Source organism: Enterobacter cloacae subsp. cloacae ATCC 13047, from assembly GCF_000025565.1.
Classification (GTDB): domain Bacteria; phylum Pseudomonadota; class Gammaproteobacteria; order Enterobacterales; family Enterobacteriaceae; genus Enterobacter; species Enterobacter cloacae.
In genome coordinates, this window is sequence record NC_014107.1 from 1 (window position 1) to 16,717 (window position 16,717).

Consider the following 16,717-nt stretch of genomic DNA (forward strand, 5'->3'; position numbering starts at 1 on the left):
GTGAATGACAATCAGATTTCTGTTCACTGGTCAGATCTACCGAAAGATGAGCTAACCCGTTTCTGCCAGGATGTCGATGCCGGCACTCAGGGTAATTTCCTCATTGCACCGGTCAAAAAACTGACCCGCCGCAAACGCGGTGAGCATTCCACAAAAGCCAAATGTGAGAACCCGGCCTGGTATCGCCCGGAGCATTATAAAAAGCTCTCCGGACAGCTCGGTCATGCCTACAATCGCCTGGTGAAAAAAGACAAAGAAACCGGGCAGGTCAGCCTGCGCATGCATGTTTCTCGTCACCCTCTCTATGTCGCCGGCCGCCGTAAGGCGGGACGTAAATATGGCTTCCGTCCGGAACGTCAGCGCCTGCTCGATGCGCTCTGGCCAGTGCTCATCAGCTTCTGTGATGCCGGCAAGCATACCGTCGGCATGTGTATCTCCCGTCTTGCAAAAGAACTCAGTGCAAAGGACGCAAAAGGCAATGTCATTCCTGAAACGGAGGTGACGGTGTCACGCCTTTCACGGCTTATTGAGGAACAGGTACGGTTTGGCGTTCTGGGCCTCGCAGAAGAACGCGCCTGGGATCGTGAATCCCGCACCTGGTTGCCAACGTATGTCTATATAACCCCCGTGGGATTCCAGATGCTGGGCGTCGATATGGACAAGCTGTTTAAAGAGCAGGAGAAGAAGCTCCGTCAGAGCGCCGAGCGTGAGCAGCTGATCCGGGAAGGAGTGATGAGCGAACATGATGATGTTCAGGCCCACTCTGCGCGGAAATGCTGGTCTGGCCGTAAGCGTCGGGAGGCACTCGTTTACCGCCGCAATAAAGGCGCGGAGCGTAAACGTGCCAACAATCTGATTAAGCTGCCGGCAGATGAACGACTCCATGCAATGTCTGAATGGATTTACCGCACCCTCCCGCCTGACGAAGCGTACTGGTGCACATCTGAGCGCCTGAAGGCTCTGGCCATCCAGCATCTTTACCAGCTGGATCTGGCGCTTTCTCCCCCGGACTAGTCACAGACGACACAACAGTCTTCTTGTTTACGGGCCCCTCACCGGGGCTTTTCGTGCTGGTTTTTTTCGGCCACTCTGCTCATTTTTCAACCTTCACTCCGTTCTCCTTCCGGTCACCATGACGTTCTGCTTGTCGTTATGGCCCCCAGTGGCCACTGTCTCTTTTTTTTACACAGAAATCCGCAAACGAATAAGTGAAGTAACCCGGAAACGAATAAAAGACATTCCGCAAAACAGTCTTACTTCACCGTTTTTATCTCTCTGTTCATTTCATTCCAGAGTAGATCTTTGTCTGCAGTCACTCTGTGGATAACGAAAAATGCCTTCGCATGCAGCGGCCTCACGGCCTCGCGCTCAGAACAAAATCAAAAGTACCTCCCGTCGCAAGCGCCGGGCCCCTTTCTGGCCAGAACCCGGCACCGCATACATACCTAACCCCTGCTAAACCGACGCCGCCCCGGCCCAAAGGGCCGGAACACCCTCGCTTTAAGAGGGATGTTGTAACTAGTATCAAGAGTAGCTGTAGTTAAGTCGCGGTAATCACTTCATACACGCTCGTAAGCGCCTGACGGCGCTAACGCGGAGATACAGCCCGTCAGCGGCCATCGGCCTTGACGGACTCACTCCGACCGCGCACATTAGCAATCGGAAAGCTTTAAGCGGGTATAGCTTTGCAGGGAAAGGGATGGGATTGGCAGAACCTATCAATCCGTAACGGCTGATGCCGGTTACGACGCCCCTCACCAGAATCACCCGGTTCAGCTCCGGCTGGCGTCTCCATGCCGCTTCGCGGCATACATGTTCCATGAACCCTGGACTACACAGGCTGGCCATCATGGGCGAAGGTTTACTGACAGCATCAGACTATTATTTTACCCTTTAAAGCAGGGTTGCCTAAATCCGGGAGCGCGATAAGCTTTAACGGGTGATTTTCAATCAGGATGAGTAAAATGGATATAATTCTTCCGGGAAACAAAAGCCAGGCACGACTCTGGGCAGAAACCATGATTAATCTGGAGGCCCGCAAACTCGTCAATACCGCTAATATTGTTGGCGCCCGACATCTGGGGGATGGATTGACGCGTCTCAAATTCATCGATGAAATTAAATCTGTCATTAATGGCGAATTTGAGCGTGCCCGGCGGGCAAAGTCTGACGAAGAGTGCATGACCTGCCTGCGTAACCTGCAGGCAGAAAACAGCAGTCTGCTTGAGCAGAGCCGGCAGCTCCAGACCGGTTATGCGAAACTATATGCCCAGATCAAATACGTCAGGGATGAAGACCGGATGGTCGGTTATGTCATCTCAGGAATTAAAGTGGTGCTGGCAGGTATGCAGGGCGTATTTGGCTTCGTGCTGACTTCCTCAATGACCCCCGTAGGCGTTCTTGCCGGGGCTATTCTGATTGTCGACTCGGCCAACACGATAACCCGTGAAGTTGGTCGTCAGTTCCTGAATGAACCTGACACGCAGGGTATGTTTGGTGATGGTGCCATGAACATCGCTAAATTCATGGGATTTGAACGATCAACAGGGTTAGGGATATACAACGGGATCGCGCTTGCAGGCAATATCTACAGTGTCTATGGATTAATGGCCAGACCTGGGACATGGCGTCTGTTTAACTATATCAGCACCGATTTTTACCGGAAAATCGACACCATGTCCCGGGGTAAACTGACAATGAAAATTGTGGGATGGGGGGTAAAGGCTAAGGTTGTTTTCGATCTGATCACTTCTGATGACTCCGGGAAATGAGATTTTTCCGGCGGTAATGCCATGATTTATAGGCCAGCTTCAAAGGCATGGTAATCGTAAACAGAGTGCCAAGAACAAGAATAGCCACGCCGAAGGAAATGGTATGCATCCTCGAGCCAGCCAAAAGTGTGGCCACAAAAATCAGTAACATGACTGACAACACCCATATCAGGGCCTTAAAACGGTTTGCCAGATCGTTCAGCAGGGTATCCATCTCCGTACCCGTCTTAGCTGAACTGGCCCGCAGCCGGACAATGTCCTCTTCACTGAAGCCGTGGTTCATCAGATCACTTTCATGGTTCATGCTTCTCTCCTTTTCCCTGCGGGAAGTTTAACATGCCCTGCGCCAATAACCAGTTAAGCCCGACCGATAATCTGTCAGGTGGTTACGGGCTATCACTTTGCTGAAACCTGCCCCGGGCATTCTTCTGCAGGCGGAATGCTTTCCAGCCAAGAGCCGGTGGAAAGGTCAACCAGGCAATGGTCAGGACAACGAGGGAACTCATGCCGCCAGACAGGATATGTGTCCGGCTGCCGGCGATGAGAATGACCAGCATAATCAGAGCGAGCGCGACCGTGATCCATACCGATACCCGGAAGCGTCGTGAAAGTGCTGCAATGAAGCCCTGCATAGTGCCACCGGTTGCTGAAAGCCGCTCCAGTAAAGTATCCACATCACGGTTACTGAAACCTGCCTCAAGAAGCTCTTTCTCACTGATAGCCATCACGTCATCCTAAGTCAGCCAAAAGTAGTCTGTACCAGACCAATGATCCCCAGGTGGCCGGCGTAAGCATAATAAAAGAAATTACGCGGCATGAAACGCCTACGGCCCTCCGGACATATTTGCCTGCAGAATGAAACCACTGCCAGGGGGAATGCCAGAGTAGGCAGCGTGGCCAGTAATAATGTTTCTGCGGGCATATCCAGGAGATGCGATAACCCGTTTAAACAAATCAGTGACAGCACGGCAGTGATGGCTGCCAGCCGCTGCACTCCGGGTGTATCGCTGCCAGAAACCGTTGCCATACTGATGGCCAGCGTTATTCCTGCCAGTCCGTAACTTGCCGGCTGCAGGGGCCAAATCATAAGGGCCAGGAGCAGATACCCGGCAAGCATTCCTTTCCGGCCGTGCCGGTACTGCAGGGCAAGCAGCTGCGTGACGCCTGCAAACACGAACAGAATGTTCAGGGCCCACCAGGGCTGTTGATTCTGGAAGGCCAGGCTGAACACCGGCTGCGTTATGACTGCCCAGATCCACAGACGATTGGCTCTCTTCTGCAGTCGCTCCGGGGTGCGCTGTACGTTCATCGCCCATATAAGCGTGAACAGGGGGAAGGCCATCCGGCCAAGCGCATACATCACCGGCAATGCTGACGACAGAAACACCGTATTGGTGTGGTCGATAATCATGGCCAGAAGTGCGAGAAGTTTGACCATATCGAGTGCAGCGGGACTGAGCTGGCTGGCGTTCCGGATAGTGGGAAGAACGTCGGGTAATGAATGATTCATGCTGTATATTCCCCTGGCGACACGCGGTTAACAGCCAGCCCTGAACATAATGCCAGAATGCCCTGCCGGTTTGCGTTGTGATCCTGACTCTGAGTTTCTCCAGAATCTTGCGCACCGCAAATTCTGATTTATCACGCAGCACGCGCATTGCGCCTGCCACATCCTTATTCTGAATACAGATACTTAAAATATGAAAATCGTTCATGACACTCCCTTACTTACTATATATATCGGCAAAAATATTGATATATTTAGATTAAGGAGTGTAATTGTTTATTATTTTACCATAGTTTGCAGGAGCAGTTTTTTATAATTATAAAACATGCTGCTGCAAAATAACTTCATATACATCTCAACCTAAACCTATTATTCCTGGCTGATATCCGAAGAGGGAGCAGGATGAAGCTTTGCATAATCTTCTCGAAGCGATTTTGCCGCGGGTTTCCAGGCTTTCGCCCACTCATCATCCATTCTACCTACACCAACAATCTTCAGTGCGACAGCATAGGGAGTGCGCCCTTGCTGTTTTGAAAGCCACAGGATGTGATCATCAATTCTGTCATCAGGTATATCGTCGATAATGGAATGGATAACATCGAGGTCCTCTGATAGCCACGGCTTTCCAGTACGGGGAAACACCAGGTCCGGTTCGCGCGGTTTCTTTACCTTCTCGTTTTTGGCGATCTGTCTGGCTTCTTTCTCCGCAGAAATGAGTCGTAGTCGCTCCTTAAGCCCACCCAATGTGGCAACCGTTTTAATTAAATTTTCTCGCTGTTCGCGAGTAATACTTTGCTCATCACAGATCAGGTCGTTCAGGGTATCGATGAGTGTATCCACCCGATTTTCTGTTAATTTCATTTCCAGTTCTCGCTTAAGGCTACAACTCAGCATTCTATTAGATATCTATCTGATTTCGCATCCCTGTTGATCTCATAAATGCAGCCCATAGTCTCGATCACTGACCATGGAAGCCTGATGCTAAAATGATATACTTATGTAAGAACAAATCTTACATAATGAAACGGAGGGGTTATGGCCCGTACAATGACGGTGGACGTGGGTGATGAGCTGCGTGAATTTATCGATTCCCTGGTTAAGGCCGGTGATTACCGAACCCAGAGCGAAGTCATGCGTGACGCGCTGCGGCTGCTGCGCGAGAAGCAAGCTGAATCACGCCTTCAGGAACTGCGTGATCTGCTGGCCGAAGGCATCAGCAGCGGCGAGGCGAAACCATGGAACAAGGATGCATTCCTGAATAATGTCAGGGCCAGGATGGCAAATGAAAGAGATTGAGCTGACACCAAAAGCAGAAGAAGATCTGGAGGCTATCTGGGACTACAGCTTCAGACAGTTCGGGGTTGTTCAGGCGGATGCGTATATCGGGCGTATAGCCGCAGTGTTTGATGTGCTGGCCATGCATGACATCGGCACGCATCGCGCAGAGCTGGGAGAAGATATCTGCTCGCTGCCGGTGGAACAGCACATGATCTATTTTGTGTCATCACATTCGGTGGTTACGATCATACGTATTCTCAGTCAGTCTCAGGATACGGCGCGGCATGAACCATGGATATAACTGAATGTGTAAAATAACAATCAAATTAAATACTTAGTTCGCGCAATCTATCTTATGTTAAATTTAGTCCGTCGTTCATTTAGTTCATAACAGGCCGCAGACTACGATTAATCATACACAGACATAATCTTTCATTTGGTTTAAAAAAAACGCTCCCGATCGGGAGCGTAAGCCAGTGACTTCGGCGTCAAATGAGGGTCTGACAAGTGGAGCTGCGGGTTAATTCTGGGTGATCTGGCTGCGATGCTTTTCAGCCTGCTGCTGATGAATAACGGAAGATTGACCATTATTCGCCTTCTCATGCACAACAGCGGCTTTCTCATGCTCGTTCATTTCGGAAAATGATTTTGCTGTTTCGTTAGAAGCTGCTGGCTTGGATTTCATCATTTTTTTATGCATTTCAGCCATGTCCTGATGGGCAGCAGAATTGCCGTTTTGCATCATGTCATGGGACATTGCGGCCTGATCGTGACTGCTCATATCCATCATTGTCATGCTGTCTCCCTGAACTGCGCTTTTTTCAGCAGATGACTGCATCTGATGGGCAGGAGCCTGTGCATTATTTACCTGGTCATGCATGTTCATTGTCTCTGCAGCCATGGCGGATGAAGCGACAGCCATAATGGCAACAAATGATACGAGAATCTTTTTCATGGTTGGGTCTCCGGTGTTTACATACCCAAACAATCAATGGCTTATAACAGAGAAAGCAGTTGATCTCAGGGCGGGTTAATCATCACTCCAGGAACCAGGTGATTGTGTTATCACGCTGCTCCTGATTTATGAATAATTATAAAAAACCGCCTCTGTTTATCGCGTGACTGAATGATGACAATTTTGTCACCTTCCAGGTTTCTCCTGAACAACGGGATTAATCCATTAACAGGCGCACTTTGAACACAATTTCACGCCCCTGCTGTTCTGCTGACAGCTCGCCGCCGTGAGCATGAATGATCGACCTTGTAATTGATAATCCCAGCCCCGCGCCTTCCGTGTTGTAGAACCTTGATGAGTCTGCGCGATAGAACCGGTCAAACAAACGTTCCAGATTAGCGGGAACCTGGCCGGACATCGTATTCGTAATCATCACGTTCACACAGTCACTGTCACGCTCAAGGTGTATCGCTGTACAGGTGTTATCGGGAGAATACTTGATTGCATTGGAAAGCAGGTTACTGAAAGCACGTCGGAGCATATCGCTGTCTCCGGCAACAACGCCCTCTCCTTCAACCGTGATTGTCTTTCCTGTTTCGTCTGCCAGGGGCTCGAACAACTCACGTAATTCATTCAGTTCGGCTGCCAGATCCACATCATGTTTATCCAGCCGCAGCAGACCATGTTCTGAACGTGCCAGAAAAAGCATGTCACTGGTCATTCGTGACAACCTTTTCAGTTCTTCCAGGTTAGCGAATAAAATTTCGCGGTAATGCGAAACATCCCTTTCCTTAGCCAGTGCAAACTGCGTCTGCATCATCAGATTACTGACTGGTGTGCGCAGCTCATGCGCGATGTCAGACGAGAAATCTGACAGTTTCCGGAATGCCCCCTCCAGGCGATCAAACATATTATTGAACTCCTGCATGGTCTCAGAGATTTCCGGCGGAGCCAGATCGGGATTTAGACGCTGATCCAGGCTGTGTACGGTCGTGGAGGAAGCCAGACTGGTCATTTCCCGTAGCGGTTTCAGACCAATACGTGTGGTCAGCCAGCCCAGAAAAACAGAAATAAAGACCAGACCGATATTGAACCAGAACAGCCAGGTACTGAGTTTGTCCATAAACAGGGTGTGATACCCAGTATCCGTGGCAACCGTAATGATGACATGTTTGCTTTTACCCTGTTCCGGCGTCACGGCAACCCGCCGCGAGATACTGCGGTACACGGTGTTATTTTCTTCCGTCTGGATCATATAGTCGAGAATATCACCCGACTTATTAAGCAGGACCGCTGGAACAACAGAATTTTTGGCATAGAGTTGGCTTTGTTGAATAAATCAGATTTCGGGTAAGTCTCCCCCGTAGCGGGTTGTGTTTTCAGGCAATACGCACGCTTTCAGGTATACCTGCTTTCGTCATTTTGTTCAGCGCTCGTACCAGGGCCATAGCCTCCGCAACCTGACCATCGTAGTCACGCAGCGTCAGTGAACCCCCGAACAGCTGTTTTACCCGGTACATCGCCGTTTCCGCTATCGAGCGACGGTTGTAATCTGTTGTCCATTTCCACCGCGCATTACTCCCGGTCATTCGCTGATTAGCCACTGCACGGTTACGGTCTGCATATTCACCGGGCCAGTAACCCGCACCTTTTCGGGGAGGGATAAGCGCGCTGATTTTCTTACGCCGCAGTTCATCGTGACATAGCCGGGTATCGTAAGCGCCATCGGCGGCGGCTGACCTGATTTTCCGGTGGGTTTGCCGGATTAACCCGGGGAAGGCCTCTGAGTCCGTAACGTTGTTCAGCGACAGGTCAGCGCAGATGATTTCATGTGTTTTACTGTCAACGGCGAGATGCAGCTTACGCCAGATACGGCGGCGTTCCTGGCCATGCTTTTTGACTTTCCACTCGCCTTCACCGAAGACCTTCAGCCCGGTGGAATCAATTACCAGGTGTGCGATTTCACCCCGGGTGGGCGTTTTGAAACTGACATTAACCGACTTTGCCCGCCTGCTGACACAGCTGTAATCCGGGCAGCGTAGCGGAACGTTCATCAGAGAAAAAATGGAATCAATAAAGCCCTGCGCAGCCCGCAGGGTCAGCCTGAATACGCGTTTAATGACCAGCACAGTAGTGATGGCAAGGTCAGAATAGCGCTGAGGTCTGCCTCGTGAAGAAGGTGTTGCTGACTCATACCAGGCCTGAATAGCTTCATCATCCAGCCAGAAAGTTATGGAGCCACGGTTGATGAGGGCTTTATTGTAGGTGGGCCAGTTGGTGATTTTGAACTTTTGCTTTGCCACGGAACGGTCTGCGTTGTCGGGAAGATACGTGATCTGATCCTTCAACTCAGCAAAAGTTCGATTTATTCAACAAAGCCCATAGAGTTCAACAATTTTTTCATTTTCCATGTTTTTTATAGAAATGAATAAGCCATTGTGCCCCACCATCGCATCGTTTATTTTTTCTGATAATGACTTAATATCCGTTTTGTTCCTGAACGTCTCTGTTTTAAGAAACTCTTCGGTGAGCTGAAGTTTACCTGTCAGAAAATCGCGGTCCTGATTATCGAAATAGCCATTCAGGGTGCTAATCAGGATAAAACTTGATAACCACCATACCGTAAGCATCACCGCAGAAAAAATCAGGCTCAGGCGTGTGGTCAGGGAAATTTTGAACCTCACTCTTCTCTGATCTCCAGGACATATCCGGCACCGCGAACGGTATGGATCAGTTTTGGCTCAAAGTCATCATCAATTTTACTTCTCAGACGTCTCACGGCGACATCAATCACATTCGTATCACTGTCAAAATTCATGTTCCAGACCAGGGACGAGATAAGACTCCTGGGTAACACTTCTCCGGTGCGTTGCAGCAGCAACTCAAGCAGAACGTATTCTTTACCGGTGAGATGGATCTTCTTCCCCGAACGGATCACGGTCCGGCGCACCATATCAACGGTCATATCGGCGATGGTGCAGACTGTTGCGGCCTGCGAGCGTGCCCGGCGCAGTAGGGTTCTTACACGTGCAACCAGCTCCGTAAAATCAAAGGGCTTAATCAGGTAGTCATCTGCGCCAAGCTCCAGTCCTTTCACTTTGTCCCGCACGTTGTCCTTTGCGGTTAAAAACAGGACCGGTTCTTCGTGCCCGGACTCCCTCAGTGCGCTGATGATTTGCCACCCGTCGAGGAAAGGCAGCATCACGTCCAGTATTATCAAATCATACTGTCCCTTCGACGCGGCCCCGAGACCATCGCGGCCATTATTAAAGAGATCGGCCTGATAGCCTTCCTCAACCAGTCCCTGCTGCAGGTAACGACCTGTTTTTTGTTCGTCTTCAACGATTAAAATACGCTGCATGGTCAACTCGCTGATATGAAAGTAAAAATCTCACGCATGAGCTTTGGCTGTCCCCTAGCTGACCTGAGACGGAGCAAGCATTCCGAGCCACGCTACGGCGCCCAGAATGATAATCGCAACAACGAATTCTGTCAGGATGCTGTTTCGCATCAGGGCAACGCTGCGATCATAATTCCCTTCCCTGACCATAACTTCAAGCCGGGGACCCAGGTGAAACCGGTTTGCTGCAGCCAGAAGAAGCATCAGAACAAACAGAGCCGTCTTGGCAAGCAATATCCTCCCCCAGGAACTGTTGAATAAGGGAGTTAAGTTACCCTCAGCAATATACAGATAGTTGACCAGCGCACTCAGGATCAGGGCTACAACAATCACCGTTCCTGCCGTGGCAAATTTTGCCAGGGAGTCAGATATCACAATGACGCTCTGTGCATTATGCTCGTTTCTGCGCATCAGCAGGATAGCAAATGCAACCAGAGCACCTGTCCAGGCACCTGCAGCGCCGAGATGGGTCAGATCGCTCAGTAAATGGAGATAGTAATGCAGACCGTCATGCATAACGGCGTGTCCTCCCCAGGCAAGTGTAGCCAGCGCCACGCCCCCACTCATCGTCATCAGCAGGCAGGACAATAGTCTCTTATTAGTGTAAAGGAACAAAGCACCGAGTGTGGTAAACAGGGCACAGAGCCTGACAATCCAGCTAATACCCACATCAGTTTCTTCTATCACCATCTCGATAACATGGATGGATAATTCTCTGAGGTCAGTTACTCCACTCATGGCATTAGATACCAGGAGCATATTAATGCCAGTAAGAATGATGCCTGTAACAACAGCAAAGGTTATAAACGACCTGAAATTAGTCAGGTTATAGGTTTCATGTCTGACACCGCTTATTCCATATATCTGAAAAAATGGCAATCCAAATATTACCATCAAATCCAGATAAAGAAGAAAACGAATAACAATCATAATCAGGTCGTTCATAATATTACTTCACTGTAAAGGTGTAATTACCGGTAATAGGGTGCGTATCTGAAGAAACCGCGCGCCAGTCAACACGATAAGTGCCAGCGGGTAAAGGCTCTCGCGGAATAATGACCATCGATTTAGGGTCAGCGCCTGGCGCCACTTTTGCCGCGACCGGCATCGGAGAATGTGATGACATGCCTTTCATACCCGTCATCGTTAATTTTGCACCTGAGAATTTCACGGTCAGATTTTCCGAGAAATTAAGCTGAATCTTTTCCGGGGCCGCTACGGCTGAATCAGCCTGTGGCACAGAGCTTTTTAATTCCGGATGGGCCATAGCAGAGAAAGCAACGCCCATAACGAGGCCACCTGTAAGAATGGCTTTATTTAAAATCGACATTTTATTTACCTGTTTAGTTGAGTGTTTTATATCAGTGCGTTAAAACCAGATTCTGGCTCCCGCCAGGAATACTACCTGATGGTCTTTCTCACCTTCTCTTTTCGCCATATCGGATGTTTTCCCGTAAAGTTGATTCCAGGAAACGCCTATATAGGGTGCAAACTCACGGCGTATTTCATAGCGCAGCCGGAGCCCCAGCTCTGTGTCAGTCAGTCCCCTGCCGCGACCCCGCGATTCATCATCCTGACTGTAGAAATTCACCTCATAGGATGGCTGGAGTATGAGCCGGTTAGTCAGTAAAACGTCGTATTCTCCTCCCAGACGAAGGGCTGCTTTTCCGCCATTACTGACAAAACCCGTAATTTCAGACTCAAAATTATAGAGTGCCAGCCCCTGAAAACCGACAGCAGCCCAGGTCCGGGCAGAAGCAGGTCTGAAATCCTGCCTGACACCCGCAACCAAATCCCACCATGGGCCAACCGCATGTCCCCAGAGTAACTGCGCTTCAGCCGCCTCCGTTTCCCCATTGCTTCGTTCACCTTCACTCTTTAGCCAAATCCGATCTGTGTCGCCTCCAATCCAGCTGTTAACACTCCAGCTGAAATTGTTGGTGTTATCCGACCGTTGCCATTCCAGTTGATCCAGCAGAACCAGATAATTAATCGCACTGTCGTGAATCGCATGCCCCTGTAAATTGCCGAATGCAGCCTTCCGGTCGGCATCGGTAACAGGCGGAATTGGCGTTCTGCTCTCAGTTACAATGGGCTCCATTGACGTCATCTCAGTGAAATTCTCATCTGCTGGCATCTGCATGGCAGACATGTCGTGCCCGGCGTGGGGATCTGCAGAGACGGAGCCCGCCGCAATAGAAAGCTGTGAGGTAAACAAACCGGCGACCAGAACAGGTATGGCCTTCAAATTTCTCTTCATTCGCATCATTCCTCCACCCGGACTTCACGAAACATTCCCATTTCCATGTGATAGAGCAAATGGCAGTGATACGCCCAGCGGCCAAGCGCATCTGCTGTCACTCTGTAACTGCGTTTTGTACCAGGGGGAACATCTATTGTGTGTTTACGAACCATGAAATTACCGTTTTCATCTTCCAGATCGCTCCACATACCATGCAGGTGAATGGGGTGAGTCATCATGGTATCGTTGATCAGCGTGATCCTGAGCCGCTCACCGTATTTCAGCAGCACCGGTGCGGCATCTGAAAACTTGATTCCGTTAAATGACCAGGCAAACTTTTCCATGTGGCCGGTTAAATGCAGTTCTATGGTACGGCCAGGTTCACGTCCGTCAGGATCCTCAAAGCGGCTTTTCAAATCCGCGTACGTGAGAACCTTTCTTCCGTTATTTCGAAGACCAATACCCGGATCGTTTAATTTCGGAGAGACGCTCATCGCCTGCATATCAACCAGTGGGTTATCCGTTTCTGACGCAGGATGACTTTGCATACCCGGCATTCCGGCCATCCGGGAATGATCCATACCGGCCATGCTGCTGTGATCCATGGGCGCGGAGGATGTCCCGCTATCCGGAAGGTCAGCACCGTCCATAGACATCATCTCTCCGCTGTTATCCATGCCTCCCATCTGGCTGTGGTCCATTCCTGCCATATCATGTCCCATTCCCCCCATACCCATATCTTCCATGGTCAACAGAGGACGGGGATCGAGGGGGGGAACGGCAGCACTTAACCCCTCTCTCGTGGCCAGTGTCCCTCGAGCGTAACCGGTCCTGTCCATGGATTGTGCGAAGATGGTATAGGCCTCACCCTGAGGCTCCACAATGACATCATAGGTTTCGGCAACGGCAATCCTGAATTCGTCAACGGTAACCGGGTTTACATACTGGCCATCTGCAGCCACGACCGTCATTTTCAGCCCGGGGATACGGATATCGAAATAGGTCATTGCCGAGCCGTTGATAAACCGTAAGCGTATCTTTTCACCGGGACGGAACAGTCCGGTCCAGTTTTTCAGCGGGGCCTGCCCGTTCATGAGATAGGTGTAGGTGTAGCCACTGACATCCGCGAGGTCAGTCGGATTCATTTTCATTTCAGCCCACATTTTCCGATCGGCAATGGTGGCTGACAGCCCCCTGGTATTCACGTCGCGGAAAAAAGAGCCAACGGTTGGTTTATTGAAATTGTAGTAATCCGACTGTTTTTTTAATTTTTTCAGCAGGCTGTGAGGATTTTCATCGGTCCAGTCAGACAACATGACCACATGCTCACGATCGTAAGCAAACGGTTCTGGCTCCCTGGCATCGATGATAATGGCACCGTATACCCCCTCCTGTTCCTGCAGACCGGAATGGCTGTGGTACCAGTAAGTCCCGTTCTGCTTAACCTTAAAGGTGTAAACGTAGGTATCATCAGGCTCTATGCCCATAAAACTCAGCCCCGGAACACCATCCATATTGGCCGGAAGAATAATGCCGTGCCAGTGAATGGACGTCTGTTCATTAAGACGGTTTTTGACCTTCAGGGTAATGGTGTCACCTTCTTTCCAGCGAAGAACGGGCCCCGGCAGGCCTCCATTGATTGTTTTGGCCTGACGCTCACTGCCCGTGATATTGACGGCCGTTTCACCAATGGTCAGGTCAAACTGAGTACCCTGCAGGGATGCGGCAACTGGCAGGCTCAGACTGGAACGCGCATTGAAACTCCATACGCCAAGACTTCCGGCTACGCCAGAGAGGGTTAACCCCTTCAGGAAAGTTCGTCGAGACGTTTTCAACAGCATGCGCATTCCCTTATTTAAAGTATGGTTACTGACAGAATTCGAGAACCGATTTAAATTAAATTACTGGTTCATCCACTTACAATGAAATGAATCTAGCACACCTTAAGAAACAAATTCATTACAATCGTGTAATGTACATAGCTGTATTACATTTACGTCATCTTCCCCACAGGTTGATTATTTTTATATATGATCATAAGGACATCTTTTATGTACCTCAGAAGGTAATTACACATGAATATATTAATCACGACCACTGCGTTTACAGCTTTATTTTGTGGGGCAGCTTTTGCTCAGTCCAGTGATATTGCCCATGAAGCACATCGATTTGTTAATAATGCCTCAGCCGTCAGTCATGTGAACTCCTCGACGCATGAAAACTTACCGGACAGGGTTAATAAAAACAACACGCCCTCATTCTCTGAAATGAATGAACATGAAAGGGCCATTGTTGCTCATTCATTTATGAACAACAGCGCGTCCTATGCGCATCAGAAAATGATTGAGGAACATAAAAAAATGCTGTCCGGCAGTGATGCAAATTCAAAGACCTCGTCTTCTTCTTTTAACGAACTGAATGCCGGAGAAAAAGCCGCTCTCGTGCATGAGCAGGTCAATAATGCCGGTGCGGAAGCACATCAGACGCAGGCAAGAAAGCTTCGCGGGCTGTATTCGACCAGGTAACTGCAGGCGGGTTAGTGCTTAGCGTCAGGTGCGCAGCAGGGCTTTACTGACGGGTTACGTAGCAGGACATGAGCCCCATATTGCTCTGCTGTAACCTGTTTCAGTCCCGTTAATCATCACCGTCGGGCTGGTCATACAATTCCCAGATCTTCAGGAGCAAACGGGAAACAAGATATGTTACAAAAATGACGACCATCAACGGTGCTCCCGATTAACTGACAGATGACACGCCTCCTGAAAAGCCCTAGCATACGCCGCAGTGTTCATGCTAACGGCGAATTCCAGTAAATGTATTCTACCGATGTCGTAAAAGAAAATGCCTACCTTTCAGCCACCCGCTCGGGGCTGAAATCGAACGAGATCGCTACCCTTCAGCGCTCCTTGCCTTCCCGGTTTAATCTGCGGCATTTGAAAAAAAATGAATCATTAAAACTCGTACTGCAAAAGAAAGCGGGAAAATCACGTGTCGTGGCCTATAAATTTACGTCCGGTTCATTTAATTACACGGCGTATCGTATATCAGATAAAAAGTTCTATAACCTTTCCGATACTTCCGGGAAAGGCAGTCTCGATTATCCGTTACCGGCCACAGCAAGACTCAGTTCGCCTTTCAATCCTGCAAGACTTAACCCGGTATCGGGAAAAGTGAGTCCCCATAATGGCATTGATTATTCCGGGTATACGGATTTAATGGTTGATGGGGCACCTTCACCCCATCAATCTGATACCACCCTCAGATGGTTGATAGATCGACTCCGTAGTTGAGTTCCTCTGCGAAGTCCGGCAGTCCGTAACCGATGGTTTTCTTGTAGAAAGGAGAGACCTTCGCAGTCGGTGCCTTCTTCTTGTGCTTCGTGGTGTAGAGCATTCGTGCCCGCATCACCTCGAAGGAGTAACCGCGCCCTTCACGGTTCTTGTCCTTGGCCAGTCGGTTGATGGACTCCGTGTAAGCGTTGGTGACGGGCATGTCCGTCTCGAAGTAGGTCATGGTCTCTTCGCGCCAGTTTCCCACTGCCCTGACCAGATCGCTCCAGACTTCCTTTTGGCCCTTCGGGATGGTGGCTATCCACTCGTCCAGGGCGGCTTCTGCCTGGAGCCGTGTGGTGGCGTCCCAGATGCCGTAGAAGCGCTCCTTGTGCTCGTAGGCGGCCAGCAGTTGCGGGAACGCGCCTGTCCAGGTCTCCATGATGAGGCGCTCCCGGTCTGAGACTTCGTGAGCGCGTTTCAGCAGGATTTTCCGGTCTCCCTTGAGAGTCCGGCTCTGGGACGGTTTCAGCTCCTTTCTGAGGCCCTTGCGCACTCTCTCTAGGGCATCGTTGGCCATGCGCACCACATGGAACTTATCGACCACGATACGGGCCTGGGGCAGCACAGCCTTGACCGCTGCCCGGTAGGGGTTCCACATGTCCATGCTGACGATCTCGACCTTCTGCCGGTCTTTCAGCTTCATCAGGTAGTTGGTCACCACGTCCTGGCGGCGGGTGGCCAGCAGGTCGAGCAGGGTTCGCTCCTCAATGTTGGTCAGAATGCAGCGGTAGCGCTTGTTCAGGTATAGCTCGTCAATGCCCAGGATGCGGGGCGTCTCGAAGCGGTGCCAGCGCCCCAGGAACTCGGCGCGGGCGTTGAAGATGTCGCGCACCGTCTTCTCGTCCAGGCCGGTCTGTGCCGCCACAAAGGTGTAGGGGTGGTTGAAGGATTCCTTCTCCACGTACTCATGCAGCCGCAGTGTCATACGGAATCCGTCCACCATCTCCGGTAGCTGGGGCCTGAATGTTGTCTTGCAGGCCCGGCAGGTGTATCGGCGGCGGACCACCCAGAGAGTGACCCGCTTGCCGTGGATGGGCAGATCACGATAGGGAACGTCACGCTTGCCGAACCGTACGAACTCACCCTGCACGCCGCATTCCTCGCAGGCGATGGGATCGGGCACGTCCACCTGGAAGTGCATTTCGTCGTCGGTTGATTTGCAGCCCAGTACTTGGTATTGCGGCAGGTGAAGGATGTTGTCGGGAAGTTCGGTCATGGTGTTGTATAGGCGT

17 protein-coding genes and 3 pseudogenes are annotated in these 16,717 nt (G+C 50.4%); 6 read left to right on the forward strand and 14 right to left on the reverse strand.

The window, feature by feature from the left end:
• Together repA and ECL_RS25785 are read left to right on the forward strand one after the other, a co-directional pair.
• On the forward strand, window positions 1-1,014 hold the full coding sequence (repA, locus tag ECL_RS25780) for a plasmid replication initiator RepA (protein WP_013087098.1): 1,014 nt from the start codon (window positions 1-3) through the stop codon (window positions 1,012-1,014).
• 950 nt (window positions 1,015-1,964) lie between these two features.
• Window positions 1,965-2,771 carry a DUF4225 domain-containing protein gene (locus ECL_RS25785; protein WP_013087100.1) on the forward strand — a complete coding sequence of 269 codons (807 nt, stop codon included), beginning with the start codon at window positions 1,965-1,967 and terminating at the stop codon, window positions 2,769-2,771.
• On the opposite strand, the gene ECL_RS25790 is transcribed toward ECL_RS25785, so the two are convergent.
• From ECL_RS25790 to ECL_RS25805, 4 genes are all read right to left on the reverse strand, one after another.
• A complete protein-coding gene (locus tag ECL_RS25790) occupies window positions 2,746-3,075 on the reverse strand; it encodes a hypothetical protein (RefSeq protein ID WP_013087101.1) in 330 nt (109 codons plus the stop codon). The genes ECL_RS25785 and ECL_RS25790 overlap by 26 nt on opposite strands.
• An 82-nt stretch (window positions 3,076-3,157) precedes the next feature.
• Window positions 3,158-3,496 (reverse strand): VHS/ENTH/ANTH domain-containing protein, encoded by a 339-nt coding sequence (locus tag ECL_RS25795; RefSeq protein WP_013087102.1) that lies wholly within the window; start codon window positions 3,494-3,496, stop codon window positions 3,158-3,160.
• A 14-nt stretch (window positions 3,497-3,510) separates the two neighbouring features.
• A complete protein-coding gene (locus tag ECL_RS25800) occupies window positions 3,511-4,281 on the reverse strand; it encodes a TraX family protein (protein ID WP_013087103.1) in 771 nt (256 codons plus the stop codon).
• A gap of 366 nt (window positions 4,282-4,647) precedes the next feature.
• A complete protein-coding gene (locus ECL_RS25805; RefSeq protein ID WP_013087105.1) occupies window positions 4,648-5,172 on the reverse strand; it encodes a hypothetical protein in 525 nt (174 codons plus the stop codon).
• Between the two features lie 141 nt (window positions 5,173-5,313).
• Here ECL_RS25805 and ECL_RS25810 point away from each other — a divergent pair, with 141 nt between their 5' ends.
• Both ECL_RS25810 and ECL_RS25815 read left to right on the forward strand, forming a co-directional pair.
• Window positions 5,314-5,574 (forward strand): type II toxin-antitoxin system ParD family antitoxin, encoded by a 261-nt coding sequence (locus ECL_RS25810; protein ID WP_013087106.1) that lies wholly within the window; start codon window positions 5,314-5,316, stop codon window positions 5,572-5,574.
• Window positions 5,561-5,857: a type II toxin-antitoxin system RelE/ParE family toxin gene (locus ECL_RS25815; RefSeq protein ID WP_013087107.1), complete on the forward strand. Its 297-nt coding sequence runs from the start codon at window positions 5,561-5,563 to the stop codon at window positions 5,855-5,857. Before ECL_RS25810 ends, ECL_RS25815 begins: the two co-directional genes overlap by 14 nt.
• A gap of 219 nt (window positions 5,858-6,076) precedes the next feature.
• On the opposite strand, the gene pcoE is transcribed toward ECL_RS25815, so the two are convergent.
• From pcoE to pcoA, 9 genes and pseudogenes are all read right to left on the reverse strand, one after another.
• The gene (gene pcoE / locus ECL_RS25820) at window positions 6,077-6,511 is read right to left on the reverse strand and encodes a copper resistance system metallochaperone PcoE (protein WP_013087108.1); all 435 of its coding nucleotides are present in this window, start codon (window positions 6,509-6,511) and stop codon (window positions 6,077-6,079) included.
• Between the two features lie 217 nt (window positions 6,512-6,728).
• A pseudogene (pcoS, locus tag ECL_RS25825) lies at window positions 6,729-7,835 on the reverse strand (copper resistance membrane spanning protein PcoS); the annotation flags it as partial.
• Between the two features lie 55 nt (window positions 7,836-7,890).
• Window positions 7,891-8,859, reverse strand: coding sequence for an IS5-like element IS903B family transposase (locus tag ECL_RS25830; RefSeq protein ID WP_013087110.1), 969 nt, complete (start codon window positions 8,857-8,859; stop codon window positions 7,891-7,893).
• Window positions 8,860-8,892: 33 nt separating this feature from the next.
• Window positions 8,893-9,195 (reverse strand): annotated as a pseudogene (locus tag ECL_RS25835) (hypothetical protein); the annotation flags it as partial.
• Window positions 9,192-9,872, reverse strand: coding sequence for a copper response regulator transcription factor PcoR (gene pcoR, locus ECL_RS25840; protein ID WP_001188930.1), 681 nt, complete (start codon window positions 9,870-9,872; stop codon window positions 9,192-9,194). The pseudogene ECL_RS25835 and the gene pcoR, both read right to left, overlap by 4 nt.
• 54 nt (window positions 9,873-9,926) lie before the next feature.
• Complete coding sequence (gene pcoD, locus ECL_RS25845) at window positions 9,927-10,805, reverse strand: copper resistance inner membrane protein PcoD (RefSeq protein ID WP_233445827.1); 879 nt, start codon at window positions 10,803-10,805, stop codon at window positions 9,927-9,929.
• A 55-nt stretch (window positions 10,806-10,860) separates the two neighbouring features.
• Window positions 10,861-11,241, reverse strand: coding sequence for a copper resistance system metallochaperone PcoC (pcoC, locus tag ECL_RS25850; protein WP_000025662.1), 381 nt, complete (start codon window positions 11,239-11,241; stop codon window positions 10,861-10,863).
• 39 nt (window positions 11,242-11,280) lie between these two features.
• Window positions 11,281-12,171: a copper resistance outer membrane transporter PcoB gene (gene pcoB, locus ECL_RS25855; protein WP_001378118.1), complete on the reverse strand. Its 891-nt coding sequence runs from the start codon at window positions 12,169-12,171 to the stop codon at window positions 11,281-11,283.
• Window positions 12,172-12,176: 5 nt separating this feature from the next.
• Window positions 12,177-13,994, reverse strand: a complete 1,818-nt coding sequence (pcoA, locus tag ECL_RS25860; protein ID WP_000925242.1) for a multicopper oxidase PcoA — start codon at window positions 13,992-13,994, stop codon at window positions 12,177-12,179.
• A 234-nt stretch (window positions 13,995-14,228) separates the two neighbouring features.
• On the opposite strand from pcoA, the gene ECL_RS25865 reads away from it, so the two are divergent.
• Both ECL_RS25865 and ECL_RS25870 read left to right on the forward strand, forming a co-directional pair.
• Window positions 14,229-14,678 carry a copper resistance protein gene (locus ECL_RS25865; RefSeq protein WP_001023257.1) on the forward strand — a complete coding sequence of 150 codons (450 nt, stop codon included), beginning with the start codon at window positions 14,229-14,231 and terminating at the stop codon, window positions 14,676-14,678.
• 288 nt (window positions 14,679-14,966) lie between these two features.
• Window positions 14,967-15,357 (forward strand): annotated as a pseudogene (locus ECL_RS25870) (peptidase M23); the annotation flags it as partial.
• A 54-nt stretch (window positions 15,358-15,411) separates the two neighbouring features.
• On the opposite strand, the gene ECL_RS25875 reads toward ECL_RS25870, so the two are convergent.
• Window positions 15,412-16,701 (reverse strand): ISL3-like element ISPpu12 family transposase, encoded by a 1,290-nt coding sequence (locus ECL_RS25875; protein ID WP_004574636.1) that lies wholly within the window; start codon window positions 16,699-16,701, stop codon window positions 15,412-15,414.
• Window positions 16,702-16,717: the final 16 nt, after the last annotated feature.

Excerpts from the sequence above, each read along its gene's own strand:
- ECL_RS25800 (WP_013087103.1), bottom strand. The coding sequence starts at position 4,281 with ATGAATCATTCATTACCCGACGTTCTTCCCACTATCCGGAACGCCAGC.
- ECL_RS25810 (WP_013087106.1), top strand. The coding sequence starts at position 5,314 with ATGGCCCGTACAATGACGGTGGACGTGGGTGATGAGCTGCGTGAATTT.
- ECL_RS25875 (WP_004574636.1), bottom strand. The coding sequence starts at position 16,701 with ATGACCGAACTTCCCGACAACATCCTTCACCTGCCGCAATACCAAGTA.
- pcoC (WP_000025662.1), bottom strand. The coding sequence starts at position 11,241 with ATGTCGATTTTAAATAAAGCCATTCTTACAGGTGGCCTCGTTATGGGC.
- pcoD (WP_233445827.1), bottom strand. The coding sequence starts at position 10,805 with ATGGTAATATTTGGATTGCCATTTTTTCAGATATATGGAATAAGCGGT.
- pcoE (WP_013087108.1), bottom strand. The coding sequence starts at position 6,511 with ATGAAAAAGATTCTCGTATCATTTGTTGCCATTATGGCTGTCGCTTCA.
- ECL_RS25790 (WP_013087101.1), bottom strand. The coding sequence starts at position 3,075 with ATGAACCATGAAAGTGATCTGATGAACCACGGCTTCAGTGAAGAGGAC.
- ECL_RS25785 (WP_013087100.1), top strand. The coding sequence starts at position 1,965 with ATGGATATAATTCTTCCGGGAAACAAAAGCCAGGCACGACTCTGGGCA.
- ECL_RS25805 (WP_013087105.1), bottom strand. The coding sequence starts at position 5,172 with ATGCTGAGTTGTAGCCTTAAGCGAGAACTGGAAATGAAATTAACAGAA.
- pcoA (WP_000925242.1), bottom strand. The coding sequence starts at position 13,994 with ATGCTGTTGAAAACGTCTCGACGAACTTTCCTGAAGGGGTTAACCCTC.
- pcoR (WP_001188930.1), bottom strand. The coding sequence starts at position 9,872 with ATGCAGCGTATTTTAATCGTTGAAGACGAACAAAAAACAGGTCGTTAC.
- ECL_RS25865 (WP_001023257.1), top strand. The coding sequence starts at position 14,229 with ATGAATATATTAATCACGACCACTGCGTTTACAGCTTTATTTTGTGGG.
- ECL_RS25815 (WP_013087107.1), top strand. The coding sequence starts at position 5,561 with ATGAAAGAGATTGAGCTGACACCAAAAGCAGAAGAAGATCTGGAGGCT.
- pcoB (WP_001378118.1), bottom strand. The coding sequence starts at position 12,171 with ATGAAGAGAAATTTGAAGGCCATACCTGTTCTGGTCGCCGGTTTGTTT.
- ECL_RS25795 (WP_013087102.1), bottom strand. The coding sequence starts at position 3,496 with ATGGCTATCAGTGAGAAAGAGCTTCTTGAGGCAGGTTTCAGTAACCGT.